This is a genomic window from Mesorhizobium sp. NZP2234 (assembly GCF_013170765.1).
Lineage (GTDB): Bacteria > Pseudomonadota > Alphaproteobacteria > Rhizobiales > Rhizobiaceae > Mesorhizobium > Mesorhizobium loti_D.
Genome location: NZ_CP033364.1, coordinates 4876696 through 4893370, shown reverse-complemented (window position 1 = coordinate 4893370; position 16675 = coordinate 4876696). Strand labels below are relative to the sequence as shown.

17 protein-coding genes are annotated in these 16675 nt (G+C 63.3%); 13 read left to right on the top strand and 4 right to left on the bottom strand.

The annotated features are described in order from the left end of the window. Positions 1-414: 414 nt before the first annotated feature. Entirely contained in the window at positions 415-795 is a 381-nt protein-coding gene (locus EB230_RS24270; RefSeq protein WP_244493889.1) for a DUF2934 domain-containing protein, read from the top strand. An 82-nt stretch (positions 796-877) separates the two neighbouring features. Here the strand turns inward: EB230_RS24270 and EB230_RS24265 are convergent, their stop codons facing one another. After that, the gene (locus EB230_RS24265; RefSeq protein ID WP_056563153.1) at positions 878-1570 is read right to left on the bottom strand and encodes a glutathione S-transferase family protein; all 693 of its coding nucleotides are present in this window, start codon (positions 1568-1570) and stop codon (positions 878-880) included. 66 nt (positions 1571-1636) lie between these two features. On the opposite strand from EB230_RS24265, the gene EB230_RS24260 reads away from it, so the two are divergent. Continuing rightward, a complete protein-coding gene (locus EB230_RS24260) occupies positions 1637-2149 on the top strand; it encodes a DinB family protein (RefSeq protein ID WP_056563151.1) in 513 nt (170 codons plus the stop codon). A 67-nt stretch (positions 2150-2216) separates the two neighbouring features. Here the strand turns inward: EB230_RS24260 and EB230_RS24255 are convergent, their stop codons facing one another. Further along, positions 2217-3176 carry a LysR substrate-binding domain-containing protein gene (locus tag EB230_RS24255; protein ID WP_056563148.1) on the bottom strand — a complete coding sequence of 320 codons (960 nt, stop codon included), beginning with the start codon at positions 3174-3176 and terminating at the stop codon, positions 2217-2219. Between the two features lie 111 nt (positions 3177-3287). Here EB230_RS24255 and EB230_RS24250 point away from each other — a divergent pair, with 111 nt between their 5' ends. From EB230_RS24250 to EB230_RS24225, 6 genes are all read left to right on the top strand, one after another. Beyond that, positions 3288-4124: a hypothetical protein gene (locus tag EB230_RS24250; RefSeq protein WP_056563145.1), complete on the top strand. Its 837-nt coding sequence runs from the start codon at positions 3288-3290 to the stop codon at positions 4122-4124. Between the two features lie 45 nt (positions 4125-4169). Continuing rightward, a complete protein-coding gene (locus EB230_RS24245) occupies positions 4170-5093 on the top strand; it encodes a DMT family transporter (protein WP_056563142.1) in 924 nt (307 codons plus the stop codon). After that, positions 5086-5289 carry a hypothetical protein gene (locus tag EB230_RS24240; protein ID WP_056563138.1) on the top strand — a complete coding sequence of 68 codons (204 nt, stop codon included), beginning with the start codon at positions 5086-5088 and terminating at the stop codon, positions 5287-5289. The genes EB230_RS24245 and EB230_RS24240 overlap by 8 nt, the downstream gene beginning before the upstream one ends. A 161-nt stretch (positions 5290-5450) precedes the next feature. After that, positions 5451-5900, top strand: coding sequence for a MucR family transcriptional regulator (locus EB230_RS24235; protein ID WP_081294783.1), 450 nt, complete (start codon positions 5451-5453; stop codon positions 5898-5900). A 136-nt stretch (positions 5901-6036) separates the two neighbouring features. Next, positions 6037-7914: an ABC-F family ATP-binding cassette domain-containing protein gene (locus EB230_RS24230; protein ID WP_172374093.1), complete on the top strand. Its 1878-nt coding sequence runs from the start codon at positions 6037-6039 to the stop codon at positions 7912-7914. 212 nt (positions 7915-8126) lie between these two features. Further along, positions 8127-10235: a molybdopterin oxidoreductase family protein gene (locus EB230_RS24225; RefSeq protein ID WP_172374092.1), complete on the top strand. Its 2109-nt coding sequence runs from the start codon at positions 8127-8129 to the stop codon at positions 10233-10235. A 22-nt stretch (positions 10236-10257) separates the two neighbouring features. On the opposite strand, the gene EB230_RS24220 is transcribed toward EB230_RS24225, so the two are convergent. Both EB230_RS24220 and EB230_RS24215 read right to left on the bottom strand, forming a co-directional pair. After that, positions 10258-11400: an NAD(P)/FAD-dependent oxidoreductase gene (locus EB230_RS24220; RefSeq protein WP_172374091.1), complete on the bottom strand. Its 1143-nt coding sequence runs from the start codon at positions 11398-11400 to the stop codon at positions 10258-10260. 82 nt (positions 11401-11482) lie between these two features. Beyond that, the gene (locus tag EB230_RS24215) at positions 11483-11962 is read right to left on the bottom strand and encodes an Lrp/AsnC family transcriptional regulator (protein ID WP_172374090.1); all 480 of its coding nucleotides are present in this window, start codon (positions 11960-11962) and stop codon (positions 11483-11485) included. Positions 11963-12062: 100 nt separating this feature from the next. On the opposite strand from EB230_RS24215, the gene EB230_RS24210 reads away from it, so the two are divergent. The 5 genes from EB230_RS24210 to EB230_RS24190 all read left to right on the top strand — a co-directional run bounded on the left by EB230_RS24210 (position 12063) and on the right by EB230_RS24190 (position 16596). Then, entirely contained in the window at positions 12063-13271 is a 1209-nt protein-coding gene (locus EB230_RS24210) for a diaminopropionate ammonia-lyase (RefSeq protein WP_172374089.1), read from the top strand. Beyond that, entirely contained in the window at positions 13268-14500 is a 1233-nt protein-coding gene (locus tag EB230_RS24205) for a Zn-dependent hydrolase (RefSeq protein WP_172374088.1), read from the top strand. The genes EB230_RS24210 and EB230_RS24205 overlap by 4 nt, the downstream gene beginning before the upstream one ends. A 4-nt stretch (positions 14501-14504) precedes the next feature. Then, the gene (locus EB230_RS24200; RefSeq protein ID WP_172374087.1) at positions 14505-15665 is read left to right on the top strand and encodes a M20 aminoacylase family protein; all 1161 of its coding nucleotides are present in this window, start codon (positions 14505-14507) and stop codon (positions 15663-15665) included. A 308-nt stretch (positions 15666-15973) separates the two neighbouring features. Further along, positions 15974-16147 (top strand): hypothetical protein, encoded by a 174-nt coding sequence (locus EB230_RS24195; protein WP_246738841.1) that lies wholly within the window; start codon positions 15974-15976, stop codon positions 16145-16147. Positions 16148-16422: 275 nt separating this feature from the next. Continuing rightward, positions 16423-16596, top strand: coding sequence for a hypothetical protein (locus EB230_RS24190; RefSeq protein ID WP_081294691.1), 174 nt, complete (start codon positions 16423-16425; stop codon positions 16594-16596). Positions 16597-16675 lie beyond the last annotated feature (79 nt).

Genomic DNA, 16675 nt, shown 5'->3' with positions numbered 1-16675 from the left:
AGCGGTCCGCGAAGCGGACGGAAAGCCAATTGCTTGGCTTTCCGAGCGACGAACGCCCGCAGCGACAGCGAAGGGCAGGGAACCGGTCCGCGAAGCGGACGGAAAGCCAATTGCTTGGCTTTCCGAGCGACGAACGCCCGCAGTGACAGCGAAGGGCAGGGAACCGGTCCGCGAAGCGGACGGAAAGCCAATTGCTTGGCTTTCCGAGCGACGAACGCCCGCAGTGACAGCGAAGGGCAGGGAACCGGTCCGCGAAGCGGACGGAAAGCCAATTGCTTGGCTTTCCGAGCGACGAACGCCCGCAGCGATAGCGAAGGGCAGGGAACCGGTCCGCGAAGCGGACGGAAAGCCAATTGCCTGGCCTCGCGCGTGAAGAGCACCCATCGCGGAGCGCCGGACCGGCGAGGTGCTTCGATGTCGGGCCGGCAGCCCCTAGGCCGGATCAGACGGCTGCACAGCAACGCTTTGCTTGCTATAGTCGCGTATCGGCGCCGCGCTGAAGTCGGCCCGAATGGAGACAACATGACCATGGCAGACGATCGTCAGGAGCGCATTCGCAACCGCGCACATCAGATCTGGCAGGAAGAAGGGCAACCGGCCGGTCACCACGAACGCCATTGGCACCAGGCGGCGGCCGACATCGATCGGGAGGACGCGGCCAAGCCGTCGGCGGCCAAGACGCCAGCCAGGAAGGCATCTGGCGCTGGCAAGGCCAAGGCCGCGCCCAAGGAAGAAAAGGCCGCCACGAAAGCCAGCAAGCCGAAAACCGGCAAGCCAAAGAAGGCGGCCAAGTAAGCCTGCTATCCCGCAGCTGGTCTTCGCCACGGATTGACGGCGCCCGAGCTGCCTTGCGGGCAGGGCGGGCGTTTTGCGGCCGTCACGCCGCCGCCGCCACCTTTCGTCCCAGCCCGCCATGCAGGTCGAGGCAGCGGCTGAACCATTGCGCCGCCACGTCGCTGTTTTCGAGCAGCTGATAAGGGGTGGCAATGCGCGCCCATTGCAGCGCGCCGAAGACGATATAGTCCGCAAACAGCGGCGAGGCACCGCCGATAAAGGGCTGATAGCTCAGCATTGATCGCAGCGGCTCAAGCGAGGCCCGAAACGCCGCCAATCCGCCGTCGCGTGCCGCGACGACATCTTCCAACGGCTTGCCGAGGCGCTGCTCCCGGCTCTGCCGGAAATACACGGCGTTCTCTTCGTCCTGCATGGCATGGAGGTCGGTGAGCGCGGCCGTGGTGACGTAGGGATGGATGGTCAATTGCGACCAGCGCTCGATGAAGCGCGCCATCGCCTTGCCGCCTTCGCCGCCAAACAGCGTCGGCCGGTCCGGATAGGCTTCGTCTAGATAGAGCGCGATGGCGAAGGAATCGATGACCACCTTGTCGCCGTCGCGGATCACCGGAACGCTTTTCGAAGCGCCGCCTTCTATGGTGGGGACCTCGAGAAAACGCGTCGGCGCGGTTGAGACATCGAGGCCTTTGTGGGCCAGCGCCATCGTTGCCTTCCAGCAATGCGGGCTGAACGGACGGCTCTCGTCACGCCCGACGAGATCATAAAGCAGAATGGTCATTGGCGCGGGTCCCTTTGCGGTCTAGGTATCGCTCGCGACACCCCGAGACGGGCGGCGGGAGAAAAGATGAAACAGCACTTCATGATGTTTGCGGCCTACAATCAATGGGCCAATGGCCGCATCTATGCCGCGGCGACCGATCTCGATGAGGAGGAATTCAACCGCGATGTCGGCGCCTTCTTCGGCTCGCTGATGGGCACGCTCAACCACCTGCTCGCCGCCGATCGCATCTGGATGAAGCGCTTCACCGGCGAAGGCGACGCGCCGACGGCGCTGGACGCCGTGCTGCATCGCACCTTGCCCGATTTGAGGACGGCGCGCGAGGCGGAGGATCGGCGGATCATCGACTGGCTCGCCGGCTTGAGCGACAAGGCGCTGTCGGGCCGCTTCACCTATATGACCGTATCGGACATGCGCACCGTCTCGCAGCGCCTGGCGCCGGCGCTCGCTCATGTCTTCAACCACCAGACCCATCATCGCGGTCAGGCGCATATGATCCTCACGGTTCTCGGTCGCCCTTCCGTGCAACTCGATCTGGCGCATTTCCAGCGCACGGAGGAGGGCAGGGCTTTCGCCTGATCCCGTTGTTTTCGTTCTGGATTCGAGAGCTGGCGGCTCGCGCCGTCATCGAGGGACGATCCGAATTTCAGACAGCTTCAGCAGCCAAGTCTCTGATTTCGCTATCCAATTGGCGCTGCGTCAAGGCCGCTTCCGCCATTACCCATTGTTTGAACAGCTGCACCTTGCGTGCGGCCAGGCTCTTGTGCGGGGAGACGAAATACCAGCCGGCCGTGTTCGGGTGGTGGACGGCAAAGGGAGCGACCAGCCTTTCGGCGCGGATGTCGCTGGCCATGTAGGCGCGGTTGGCGACGGCGAAACCCATTCCGGCATTGGCCGCCTCGTAGGACATCATGCACGAGTCGAAATAGATGCTCTTGGTCTCACTGAGCACGAAGCTGGCGCCGGAGAAAGCCAGCCAGGATTGCCAGTTCTGGGTGCAGGTATCGGAATGCAATAGCGTGAAGAGCTTGAGGTCATCCGGGGTCACCTTCGACAGCGGCTTGTCGCCGAGAACCTCATGGAACAGCTTGCGGCTGCACACCGGCGTCAGGTCTTCCCGAAACAGCAGATCGGATGGCAACCCGTTGAAGTGGCCGTCGCCATAGCGGATTTCGAGATCGAAATCGGAGGTCGTGAACTCATGCGTGGCGTAGGAGGTCGAAACCCGCATCACGATATCGGGATATCGCCGCTGAAACAGCGGCAGGCGCGGAAACAGCCAGCGCGCGGCAAAGGTCGGCAGCACGGATATTTTCAGCACATGCTCCTGCGATTGCCCGGTCGCTTCCATGCTGGCGGCGACGATTCGCTCCAGTGCCTCTCGAACGCGCGAGACATAGGTCTCACCCTCCGGCGTCAGCGACACCGCATTGCCGCCGCGCTGGAAAATCTTGAAGCGCAGCTGGTCCTCAAGGCTCTTGACGCGCTGGCTGACCGCGGAAGCGGTGATAAACTGCTCTTCGCCCGCGCGCGTGAAATTGCCGTGCCTTGCAGCACTTTCCACGATTTTCAGCGAATTGAGGTTGACCTGACTGAGCAGACGCACTGGGTTCGACCTTAAGCTGGGCTTACGGTAGCACTAGCATTCCTAATTTTACAGGGGGGGCTAATTTAATCGACTGTTAACCAAGTGTTTGCCCCCGCTTGGAGAAGTACAATGAACGCACACACCATACCCGAACTGCGCTATGCGATGAGCCGCGAGGCCATTATCGGACACGAAACCGCCTGGAAAGTGTCGAGTTTCGGCGTTGCGCAGTATCTTCATGGCTATGATCCGGCCCTGCTTGCCGCAATCGAGGAGGCTGCCCTGAAGCTCAAGGCGAGCCATGCTGTGCACAAGCATCTCGACCTGACCTTTATCACCGGCGCTGACCGTTTCATCCCCGAAATCAAGGAATTGCTGCACGACAAGCTGCGCCTGGAGCGACTGTCTGACATGATGGGCACGAAGCTGGAGCCCTATCCGCTGTCGATCGTCGGCTCGACCGTCACCTTCATGAATCCCAGGGATGGCGCCGTCGAATGGCATTGCGACGGCGTTCCGGTCACCGAGCTCATTCCGCTGTCGATCAGCGATCCGCTGGTCGGCGGCCATCTCGAAATTTATTGCGACGATTCCGAGACCGGCCGCGCCATCCTCGAATCCGGACGCGAAATCCCGCGCAACCGTATCATGCGCATCGATCACAAGATGAAATACGCGACGCTCGGCCAGTTCCTTGGCGTCCTGCATCGCACAGCGCCGATCCAGTACGGCGAGCGCGTCACATTGGTGCTCAACCAGCGTTCGGTGGCCAAGCCCTATGTCGACGACAACCGCATGTTCTATCTTGCCGCCGACAACGACCACGACCGCCAGTGGGTCAACGAACTGGCCGAAGATGTCTGGACCAACCAGTTGCCTGCCTATCGCCGGTTCGAGGCGGAGCATCCCACGCCCGCCCCATCTGCCGAAGCACAGGTTCCAGGCGGGACACGGGACTCATGGTAGCGAACCATGATTCCGAAAAGTAGAACCCGGTTTTCGGACAAGGTCATGGTCAAGCCTGGAGATAGAGCGCCATGCCGATTCCTTCGGCATGGGTCAGGCTCGCTATCCGGGCTGGTCTTCGCCGCCGGCGCGGTGGCTTTGTGGTCGACCAATGCCTTGGTCGGCAAATCCCTCTTGGCCAACCATCCGGTCTCGCAGGTGCAGTTCCTGCAATTTGCAGGGGCTGCACTGGTCCTCGCCGTCATCCGGCTGATGAGCCGGGAAAAGTCCGCGCCGGTGGCCGGGGCGGCGTTGGCATCGCTCGCGGTCGGCTTCATCGGTCTGGTCGGCACCATGGTGCTGCAATACATCGCCTTTGCATCGATGCCGGTAATCGAGGCCAATCTCGTGGCCTACACTTGGCCCTTGATGGTGGCCGCGGCAGTGATCGTGTTCGAAAATCCGCGCCGTCCGGCTTTGCTGGGGCTTGCCGCGGCCCTTGGGTTCGTCGGCGTCGCACTGGTGATTTCGGGCGGGCGTGAGAGCGCCTGGTTCCAGGGCGATCTTGTCGGCTATTTCGCCGCCTTCGGGTCCGCGCTGTGCATGGCCTTTTATTCGGTGATGGTGAGGCGGCTCGCTACGTCGCCCGAGCGGCTGTTGCTGCCCTCGTCGCTGGTCGGCGTCGCCTTGACGCTTTTATGGTCGGCTCGCGAAGGCGTCGCATGGCCCACCGGGGTGGATCTGGCCCTTGGGCTCTATCTTGGCGCCGGCCCGATGGGCCTGGGTTACCACCTCTGGTCTCGCGCCTTGAAGCTCGAAGGCAGCGGCAAGGTCGCTGTCATCGCCTATCTCACGCCGATCGCGTCGACGTTGCTGCTGACCCTGTCCGGCGAACGACTGACGACGACCGCTATCGCCGGAGCAGTCCTTGTCATCGGCAGTTGCATAGCGGTCGGGCTGGAACGTTCGGAGGCGCAAGACCATGTTTGACGAAGATGAACGTCTCGCGAGGCAGGAAGCGCACTGGCTGATCAAGGAATTCGGCGCCGAGGCACCGCTTTACGCGGCGATGAAGGCCGAGAAGGCGATTGAACAGAAGGATTTCGGGCGCTGTGCCCGATGGAAGCGTATTCTTGAGATATTGGCCGACGGCCGGACAACCAAGTCTGCCGGCTCCAAGTATTAGATTTTCTAATTTGCGTGACGTCGATTTTCCATAAAAGTAGTTGATGCCAAGTCTTGATTCGTTTTGGAGCTTGGCGGCCCGTTGGGGGACGCGGTTAAAGAGATACATCGACAAAAGTCTTCGCTGGGGTGGATGACTTTGTCGCAAAGAAGGTGAAAGAATTGTCAAATATCGAGGATAAGACCGTTATCGAGCTGACGGCCGATATTGTCTCGGCCTATGTCGGCAACAATCCGCTTCCGGCTTCCGGCCTGCCTGACCTGATTGCCAGCGTCAGCGCCTCGGTTCGCAAGCTGGCTGGCGCGGCCGTCGTGGAAAGCCCGAGCCTGGTTCCGGCTGTCAATCCGAAAAAGTCGGTGTTTCCCGACTACATCGTCTGCCTGGAGGATGGAAAGAAATTCAAGTCGCTCAAGCGACACCTCAGGACAGACTATGGTTTGAGCCCGGACGACTATCGGGCCAAATGGGGCTTGCCGCCGGACTATCCGATGGTTGCTCCGAACTACTCGGCGACCCGGTCGGCGCTGGCGAAGTCGACGGGACTTGGCCGCAAGCCGGCTGCACCGGCCACTGTCGCCAAGGCGACAAAGCGTGGCAAGGCCACGGCCTGAGGCCTTGCCGGCCGGTACGGCGAGCCATTGATCGGCGGCTGGACGGCGCAATCGCAGGCGCCGTTTTCAGGCCTTGTACGGCCAACCGGTCCGCAAGGTCTTGCGAAGCGTCGATGTCCGGTGCAAAAGCGCGGCCATGCTGATCATCAATGACCTTTCGCTCCGCATGGCCGGGCGCCTGCTTCTCGACCATGCCTCGCTGACCTTGCCGGCTGGCACCAAGGCCGGCCTTGTCGGTCGCAACGGTACCGGCAAGACGACGCTGTTCAAGGCGATCACCGGCGATTTTCCCTCCGAGACAGGCTCGATCAGCCTGCCGAAGAACACGCGCATCGGCCAGGTGGCGCAGGAAGCGCCGGGGACCGAGGAGCCGCTGATCGAGATTGTGCTCAAGGCCGACCTTGAGCGTACGGCGCTGCTCGAAGAGGAAAAGACCGCCACCGATCCGCACCGCATCGCCGACATCCACATGCGGCTGGCCGACATCGACGCGCATTCGGCCGAGTCCCGCGCGGCCACCATCCTCGCCGGCCTCGGCTTCGACGATGCGGCGCAGCGCCGTCCGGCCTCGTCCTTCTCCGGCGGCTGGCGCATGCGCGTGGCGCTGGCCGCCGTGCTGTTTTCGGAACCAGATCTCCTGCTGCTCGACGAGCCGACCAACTATCTCGATCTCGAAGGCGCGCTGTGGCTGGAGAACTATGTGTCGAAGTATCCGCACACGGTGCTTCTGATTTCGCACGATCGCGACCTGCTCAATCGCGCCGTCAATTCGATCGTTCATCTCGACCAGAAGAAGCTGACCTTCTGGCGCGGCGGCTACGACCAGTTCGAGCGCCAGTATACCGAGCAGAAGGAATTGCAGGAAAAGGGCAGGGTCAAGCAGGAGGCCGCCCGCAAGCATATGGAATCCTTCGTCGAGCGCTTCCGCGCCAAGGCCTCCAAGGCCAGGCAGGCGCAGTCGCGCATCAAGGCGCTGGAGAAGATGAAGCCGATCGCGGCCATCGTGAACGATTCGGTGCGGCCGTTCTCCTTTCCCGAACCGGTGAAGACGGTTGCCTCGCCGATCGTTGCGCTGAACAACGTCAATGTCGGCTATACCGAAGGCCAGCCGATCCTGAAGAAGATGACGCTGCGCATCGACGCCGACGACCGCATCGCGCTGCTCGGCGCCAACGGCAACGGCAAGTCGACTTTCGCCAAACTGCTGTCCGGCCGGCTCAAGCAGGAGACCGGCACCATGACCGTGGCGCCCGGGCTGAAGGTGGCGATCTTCGCCCAGCACCAGCTCGACGATCTCCGTCCGGAGGAAAATGCCTATGAGCATGTGCGCCGGCTAATGCCGGAAGCGCCGGAATCCAAGGTGCGCGGCCGCGTCGCCCAGTTCGGTCTCACCACCGAGAAGATGAATACGCCCGCCAAGGACCTGTCCGGCGGCGAGAAGGCGCGCCTTCTGATGGGCCTGTCGGCCTTCGAGGGGCCGAACCTGTTCATCCTCGACGAACCGACCAACCACCTCGACATCGACAGCCGTGAATCGCTGATCCATGCGCTCAACGAGTTTCCCGGCGCGGTCATCCTCATCTCGCACGACCGCCACTTGCTCGAGGCGACCGCCGACCGGCTGTGGCTGGTCAAGGATGGCGCGGTCAACCCTTATGACGGCGACCTGGAGGACTACAAGACGCTGGTCACCGGCGTGTCCGGTGACCGCCGCGGCAAGCGTGAGGCTGACAAGGCGTCAAAAGCCGACCGCCGCCGCGATGCGGCGGCACGCCGCGCCGCTTTCGAGCCGCTGGCCAAGGAAATCCGCGCCACCGAGGCGCTGATGGACCGCATCCGCAAGCGCATCGACGGCATCGAGGACGAGTTGGCCAACCCGGCGATCTACGAAAAGGATCCCTCGACCGCGACACGCCTGGCCAAGGAACGCTCGCAACTCGCCCAGACGCTGGCCGGCCACGAGGAAAAATGGCTGACCATGTCGGCTGAATATGAGGAAGGCACGGCGGAGTGATTTACCCTCCCCCTCGAGGGGGAGGGTCGATCCGCGAAGCGGTGTGGGGGCAACGCGGCGGTTCACCAACCCCGGCGCCGCGCGCCGCCCTTCCCATCAAGGGACGGTGAGCCACCGTCACGCCATGGCAGGTGGAAAAGACATCTCCCAAACGCAGCTTGTCGGCAAATCTGGCCCTACACGCTACGTCTGGAACCGGCTAACCTCACCCCATGAACCAGCACGCCAAGCTCCGCATCGGCCATTCGGCCTGTCCGCATGATTGCCCATCGACCTGCGCGCTCGAGGTCGAACTGCTTGACGGCAACCGCATCGGCCGCGTCCATGGCGCCAAGGCCAATAGCTACACATCGGGGGTGGTCTGCGCCAAGGTTGCCCGCTACGCCGACCGTGTCCATCATCCCGACCGCTTGCTGAAGCCGCTGGTGCGGGCCGGCGCCAAGGGCGACGGACTGTGGAAGGAAGCGAGCTGGGACGCGGCACTCGACCTCGTCGCCGAAAAGTTCAACGCGGCCGAAGAGAAATACGGCTCGGAGACGGTGTGGCCCTATTTCTATGCCGGCACGATGGGACTGGTTCAGCGCGACGGCATCCACCGGCTGCGCCACGCCAAAAAATATTCGGGCTTCTTCGGGTCGATCTGCACCAATCTGGCCTGGACCGGCTGGATGATGGGGGCGGGAGCCTTGCGCGGGCCCGACCCGCGCGAGATGGCCAAATCCGACTGCGTGGTGATCTGGGGCACCAACGCGGTGGTCACCCAGGTCAATGTGATGACCCATGCCATCAGGGCGCGCAAGGAACGCGGCGCCAAAATCGTCGTCATCGACGTCTATGAAAACGCGACCATGAAGCAGGCCGATATGGGCCTGGTCCTGAAGCCCGGCACCGACGGAGCGCTGGCTTGTGCGGTCATGCATGTGCTGTTCAGGGAAGGCCGGGCCGACCGTGCCTATCTCGAAAAATACACCGATGACCCGAAGGGTTTGGAAGCGCATCTGAGGACGCGCACGCCGGAGTGGGCAGCCGGGATCACTGGGCTTTCAGTGGCCGAAATCGAGGCCTTTGCCCGCCTGGTTGGCACGACCAGGAAAACCTACTTCCGCCTGGGCTACGGCTTTGCCCGTCAGCGCAACGGCGCGGTGAACATGCATGCCGCGTCCTGCATCGCCGCGGTCACCGGCAGCTGGCAATATGAGGGTGGTGGCGCCTTCCATTCGAATTCCGGCATCTTCAAGCTCAACCAGGACGTGCTGGAAGGCTCAAGGATGCGCGATCCAGCGATCCGCTATCTCGATCATTCGCGCATCGGCCCGGTACTGACCGGTGCCAGCGACGCGCTCTATGGCGGACCTCCGGTGACGGCCATGCTGATCCAGAACACCAACCCGGTGAATGTCGCTCCCGAGCAGCGGCTGGTAAAGCAGGGTTTTCTGCGCGACGACCTGTTCACGTGCGTGCACGAGCAGTTCATGACCGACACGGCCAAGCTGGCCGACGTCGTGCTGCCGGCGACGATGTTCCTCGAGCATGACGATGTCTACAAGGGCGGCGGCAACCAGCACATCACGCTTGGTCCCAAGCTGATCGACCCGCCGGAAGGGCCGCGCACCAATCATTTCGTCATCGAGGAACTGGCTAAACGCCTCGGCGTCGCCGACCGCCCGGGCTTTGGCCTCACCGAGCAGCAGCACATCGACATCATTCTCGGCAAGCGCGGGCTGGGCAGCTTCGACAGCTTGAAAGAGGAGAAATGGGTCGATCTGCAGCCTGATTTCGAGAGCGCGCATTTCATTGGAGGATTCGGCCACGCGGATGGAAAGTTCCGGTTCCGCGCCGACTGGACCGGCCAGGCGGCTCCCAACCGGCCGCCGAAGAGCATGGGCCTGTTCGGACCGGTGGAACGCCTGCCGGAATTTCCCGACCATGTCGATCTGATCGAGGTCGCCGACGAGGCGCATCCGTTCCGGCTGACGACCTCGCCGGCGCGCAACTTCCTCAACTCGACCTTTGCCGAGACGCCGGTGTCAAAGGAAAAGGAAGGCAGGCCGGCACTCCTCCTGCATCCCGACGATGCGGCGGACCTTGGACTTGCCGATGGCGATCGTGTCGAGGTCGGCAACCGGCGGGGCGACCTGGTGCTGCACGCGAAATTCTTCGACGGCATCAAGCGCGGCGTGGTGATTGCCGAAGGCATCTGGCCAAACAGCGCGCATGAGCGCGGCGAGGGCATCAACGTGCTGACCGGCGCCGATGCGCCGGCGCCCTATGGCGGCGCCGCCTTCCATGACAACAAGGTCTGGCTGCGCAAGGCAAGTTGAGCCGGGCAAGGTGCTGGGTCGACTATACCGGCAGGATTTCGGTGGCCTTTTTTCTGTTCAGCCGGTGATGGATGTCATCGGCGATCGCCTGGGCTTCGATCGCGATCTCGCGCAACAACCCGGTGACCGCATTGTGGAAGCCAACGAGGTAGAGGCCGAGATCCGAGGCCTGTGCGGTGACGCCACTGCGGCCTGGCTGGATGCCGGGCCCGAGAAATTTGGCATAGCCCGGCCGGAAACCAGTGGCGAAGATGATCGCGTCGAATTCGCCGTGCTTGCCATCGGTAAAACGGGCGCCGCGTTCCGAGATCTCGGCGATATCGGGCGCGACCTTGATCGCGCCTTCGCGGATCTTGTCGATGGTGCCCACATCGATCACCGGAATGCGCGATGCGACCGCAATCTGTTGCAGCAGGCCCTGTCCCGGCCGTTTGAGCCCATATTTTTCCAGCCTGCCCAGCACCAGGTCGAGGATGATGGGGAAGAGAGCGTCATTGACGCGTTGCGGCCCGAGCCGCGCCGCCATGCCGACCATCTGGATGGGCACGCCGAACAGCTCACGCGGCACGACATGAACGCCGCCGCGCACGGAAATCGTCGGTTTTGCGCCGTTTTCCGCCAGGTCGAGCGCAATCTCGGCGCCGGTGTTGCCCATGCCGACGACCAGCACCGACTGGCCGGCGAAAGGCATGGCATTGCGATAGTCGGCGCTGTGCAATGTCTTGCCAGTAAAGGTGTCGATGCCGGTAAATCCGGGCCGCAAGGGCTCGGCATTGTAGCCTGACGCAATCACCACATGCCTGGCGCGCAACGGACCGGATGTCGCCTCCACACGCCAGCCCTGGTCCTCCCGGGCGATCGCTTTGACCGTTTCCCCAAATTGGGGTCGCAGGTCGAAGCGCTGCGCATAGGCATCGATATAGTCGACGAAGAGATCGCGCGGTACATAACGTGGATAATGCCTGGGGAAGGGCGCGAACGGCAGGGACGAATAGCGCTTGGTGGTATGCAGGTGGACGCGCTCGTAGTGCCGCCGCCATGCGGGTGCGGCCTGCTGCTCTTTTTCCATGATGATGAAGTCGACGCCGGCCTGGCGCAGGCATGCGGCAACAGCCAGGCCCGCCGGCCCGGCACCGATGATCGCAACCGGGGTGGTATCGTCCAAGCGCGCCTCCGCCGCTCAGTTCGCGTCCTGAGAATGTCAAAAGCATGGCGAGCCTGGCTGGAGCCCTGCCTGCCGGCAAGGGTCAGTCCGGCAACCGCACCGTCAGCCTGACCTTGACCCGGTCCATGGCGACGAAGGTGCGGAATTTCCGGACATTGTTGCTGCCGAAGAAAAGTTTGCGCGTCAGCGCCTCATAGGCGCCCATGTCGGCCACCGTGATGACCAGGATGAAGTCGGCTTCGCCGGTGACGTAATAGCATTGCTGCACTTCAGGCGTTTCGGAGAATTGCCGCTTGGCGGCATCGATCAGTTCGGTGCGTTCGCTCTCCAGCTCCACCTCGACGAAGATGGTGATGGGTTGGCCGACCGCCGCGGGTTCGATGATCGCGACATTGGCGGCGATGACGCCGGTCTGCTCCATGCGCTTTATGCGCCGTTGCACCGCTGGCGCCGACAGGTTCACCGCTTCGCCGATCAGCCGCTGCGGCGTGGCATTGTCCCGTTGCAGGATGGCAAGGATGGCGAGGTCGAAACTGTCGAGCGGGAGCGGCGATGAAGGCAATGGAACTATCCCGGCGAAAGAAACTTGCATTTTGAAGGCCTAATTACAGCGCTCTTTGCGCCCGCCTTGCAATATATTCTCGCCGCCAAGGAGGCCGCCAGTGTTCCTGCTCAATCGCAATGCCTTGCACGGTAAGCCGCTTGATGTGACGGATGCCGAAACCCTCGGGGTCACGGGCGCGGACACGGTCGAGCGCTTCCTTGCCCACCGTGAAAACCACGCGATGACGCCGCTGCACGCGCTGCCGGCACTGGCGAGTGAGCTCGGCCTTGGCGCGTTGCATGTCAAGGACGAGGGCTTTCGTCTCGGCCTTGGCAGCTTCAAGGCGCTGGGCGGCGCCTATGCTGTCTTCCGACTGGTGCTGGAGCAGGCAGGCAAGCGCCTTGGCCGCTCTGTCGATGTCAGTGATCTCGATCGAGCCGACGTTCGCTCGGTCGCCGCAAAGATGACTTTTGCCTGCGCCACCGACGGCAATCATGGCCGCTCTGTCGCGCAAGGCGCCGAGCTTGCCGGCGCCAGGGCCGTGATCTTTGTCCATGCCGGGGTCAGCGACGAGCGCATCTCGGCAATAGCCCGCTATGGCGCGGAGATGGTTCGTGTCGACGGCAATTATGACGATTCGGTCCGGCAAGCCGCCGAAGTCGCGGCCCAGAAAGGCTGGACCGTGGTGTCGGATACGTCATGGCCGGGTTATGAACGCATTCCCGGCCTGGTAATGCAGGGCTATACGGCGATCGTGCGCGAAGCGCTGCGCCAGCTCAGCGAACCGCCAACCCACGTCTTCGTCCAGGCCGGCGTTGGCGGCATTGCCGCTGCTGCGGCTGGCCATCTCGCCATCGTGCTCGGCGAAGCCAGGCCAATCTTTACCGTCGTCGAGCCCGCGCGTGCCGCATGCATCGTCGCAGCCGCTGTGGCAGGGCGTGTGGTCAAGGCGGCACACGACCAGCCGACTGTCATGGCGATGCTTGAATGCTACGAGGCCTCACAGGTCGCCTGGCGCGTGTTGGCGCGCGCCGCCGATGCCTTCATGACCGTGGACGAGGACGACGCCATCGCGGTGATGCGGCGGCTGGCACGGCCGGCCGGCGACGATCCGGTGATCGTCTCCGGCGAGAGCGGCGGCGTCGGCCTTGCCGGGCTGATCCGGGCGCTGGCCGCAAACAAGACCGATCTCGGTCTCGACGGCAGATCCCGGGTGCTGGTGATCAACACCGAAGGCGCCACCGACCCGCATCGCTATGCCGAACTGGTCGGCATGAGCCCGGCCGATGTGCTGGCCGGCAAGCTTGCCGCCGAGGCAACGCCATGATCGCGGTCGATGCGCGGCGCCTGCTTGGCCGCATCCGTGAACTGGGCGCAATCGGCCGCGATGGTGAGGGCAGGCTGACCCGGCTGGCCGCTTCCGACACCGACAAGCAAGGCCGTGATCTCTTCGTCGGCTGGCTGCGCCAGGCCGGGCTCGATGTTGCCATCGACCGTATCGGCAACATCTTCGGCATCTGGCAAAGCGCCGGCAATGCAGGCAAGGCGCCGCTGCTTATCGGCTCGCATATCGACACCGTCATCGACGCCGGCATCTATGATGGCTGCTACGGCGTGCTTGCCGGGCTGGAGGTGATCGAGACGCTGAAGGCGTCGGGCTTGTCGCCGTCGCGCCCGCTCGCCGTCGCGGCCTTCACCAATGAGGAAGGCGTACGCTTTTCTCCCGACATGATGGGATCGCTGGTCCATGCCGGCGGCGTCGATGTCGAGGCGGCACTTGCCGCTGTCGGGACCGACGGCGGCACGCTTGGGCAGGAACTTGCCCGCATCGGCTATGCCGGCGAACGCGAACCGGGCTTTCTCAAGCCGCACATCTATGTCGAGCTGCATATCGAACAGGGGCCGGTCCTGGAGCGCGAAGGCATTCCAATCGGCGCGGTGGAGACGCTGCAGGGCATCTCCTGGCAACGCATCACCCTCGATGGCGTCGCCAACCATGCCGGCACCACGCCGATGTCGATGCGCCGCGATGCCGGATATGCCGCGGCACGTGTCGTCACCTTCCTGCATGACCGGGCAGCGGCGTCCAACGCACCAACCGTTGCCACAGTCGGCACGATGCGTCTGGAACCGAACGCCATCAACGTCATTCCATCGCGCGCCGTCTTCACGGTTGATCTGCGCGATCCCGACGAGCAGCGCCTGCAGGCGGAAGAGGCGGCGCTGGCCGCCTTTCTGCAACGGCTCGCCGTCGAAGGCATCGCCGTGACGGTCGAAAGGCTCGCGCGCTTCGAACCGGTTATCTTCGACGGCCGAGTGGTCGAACTGATCGAGACCGCGGCGAGGAAGCGCGGGCTCGTTTCGAGGCGCATGACCTCGGGCGCCGGCCATGACGCGCAGATGATCGCGCGCATCGCACCGGCGGCGATGATCTTCGTGCCGAGCGCGGGGGGCATCAGCCACAGCCCGCGTGAGCACACCGAGGATGCCGAGCTTGTTGCCGGCGCCAACATCCTGCTTGATGTGATCACTGAGCTTGCCAAACTCGAAGGGTGAGGACATGGCCGAACTCGATCCCGAAACGCTGAAGCGCGAGATGACCGGTTGGCGGCGCGACCTGCATGCGCACCCCGAATTCGGCTTCGAGGAGAAGCGCACATCTGCCTTCGTCGCGGCCAAGCTGCGCGAGTTCGGCCTTGACGATGTCGCCGAGGGTGTCGGTGGCACAGGCGTCGTCGGCACGTTGAAGCGCGGCGACGGCAACCGCGCGATCGCGCTGCGGGCCGACATGGATGCGCTGCGCATATCCGAGCAATCGACCGCGCCCTATCGCTCCGGCAATGTGGGAATCATGCACGCTTGCGGCCATGACGGCCACACCGCCATGTTGCTTGGTGCGGCCAAGCTGCTGGCAAGCGAGGGCGGTTTCGACGGCACAGTGCGCTTCATCTTCCAGCCGGCCGAGGAGTGGGGCAGGGGCGCGCTCGCCATGCTCGACGATGGCCTGATGCAACGCTTCCCCTTCGACGAGATATTTGGCCTGCACAACATGCCCGGCCTTCCCGTCGGGCACTTCGAGACCCGCGCCGGTCCCGTGATGTCGGCGGAGGACAATTTCGAGATCGTGCTCAGGGGGCTCGGCGGCCACGCGGCGCGGCCGCATTCGGGCAGCGAGACGCTGGTGGCCGCCTGCGCGCTGGTCACCAATCTGCAGACCATCGTCTCACGCAGGCTGAGCCCGGCCGACATAGCGGTGGTGTCGGTGACCGAATTGATCACCGACGGTACCCGCAACGCGCTGCCCGGTCTTGCCCGCGTCCTCGGCGATGCGCGCAGCTTCCGGCCAGAAGTCAGCGCCGAGATCGAGCGCCAGATGCGAGCCATCGCCGAGGGCACAGCTGCCGCCTACAATGTAGCCGCGGAGGTGAACTACAGCAGAGAATTCGTGCCGCTGCGCAACGATGCCGAACTGGTCGACGCGGCCTTTGCCGCCGCGGCAAGCGTGTTCGAGCCCGGCAATATCGCGGTCGCCCGGGAGCCGATGACGGCATCGGAGGACTTTGCCCGGTTTCTTGATCACGTGCCGGGCTGCTTCGTCTTCCTCGGCAACGGCGAGGCTTCGGCACCGCTCCACAATTCCAGCTATGACTTCAACGATGACGGGCTGTTGTTCGGCGCCAATTTCCATGTCGCGATCGCCCGGCAACGGCTTGAGGTTTGACAGGCTACGGGATGCATTTGGCGGGGGAAAACGCCCTGAAAGGGCCGAGATCCGCGATCCCGCATGACGTGGCGGCAAGACTCAGCTAGCCTTCACCGTGCGGCGGACCTGATATCCGCCTGGCCGGCGCTATCAGACACCTCCCAAGCGGCGCCGGCCTTCTTCTTTGCGGCGACCGCCTGCTAAATTAGTGCTAATTAAATTTAGAGTATTCGCACTTGCATGAAGTTAGGGGGTCTTGCTGGCAAGGAAGCCTCAGGTCTTTGGGGGCGGGAAGACAGATGCGCGGGCGGAGCTGGATAAAGGCATTGCGTCAGGAAGAGGCACGGCAGGTGCGCGCGCGCCTCGCCGAACTGGAAAGAAATCTGACGGCAGCATACCCGCCCCGCAGCCACCGGCAACGGCAGGAAACCGGGCACGAACTGCGCAATGCCAAGTTCCGTGTCAAGCGCCTTGAGGAGTGCATCGCCGCAATGCCCTGAGGCCTCAGGACACCCAACATTCTCCAACTGTTCCCTGCGTCATCGCGGAAGCATTGGCGAATACAGGCCGTGTTCGGCTCCCGGAGCCTTTGTCGGTGGCAGTTTGTTGTCGCAAGCCGTTACAGTCAAAGCCACCAGGGCGAGGGCTAATCTCAGCTTTTTCATTGCTGCCGCCTCCAACCTCACAACGAGGCGGCGCCGGTTTGGTTGCGAACCGGCGCAGAGGGAACAAAACGCCGCGCGTCCGGTTGATCCCTATTAGAGGAGACCACAGCATGATCCGTTTGCTTCTGGCAGGCACATTTGCCTTTCTGGCCTACCGCTTCGCTCGCAAGATGATCGATGATGTGCCCGACGACATTGATCCCCTGTTGCTGCCGGCATCGAGAAGTGACCGCGAGGCTCTGCGACGCCAATCGGCGGCCATGGGCGTCGATCCCAGGCGCTAGAGCCATTCCGGGAATCGCGTCAAAATCAGGAGTAGCGCCCGCCGCTTCCTTGTTGCGAACAAAGCGGAAACGATGCTTG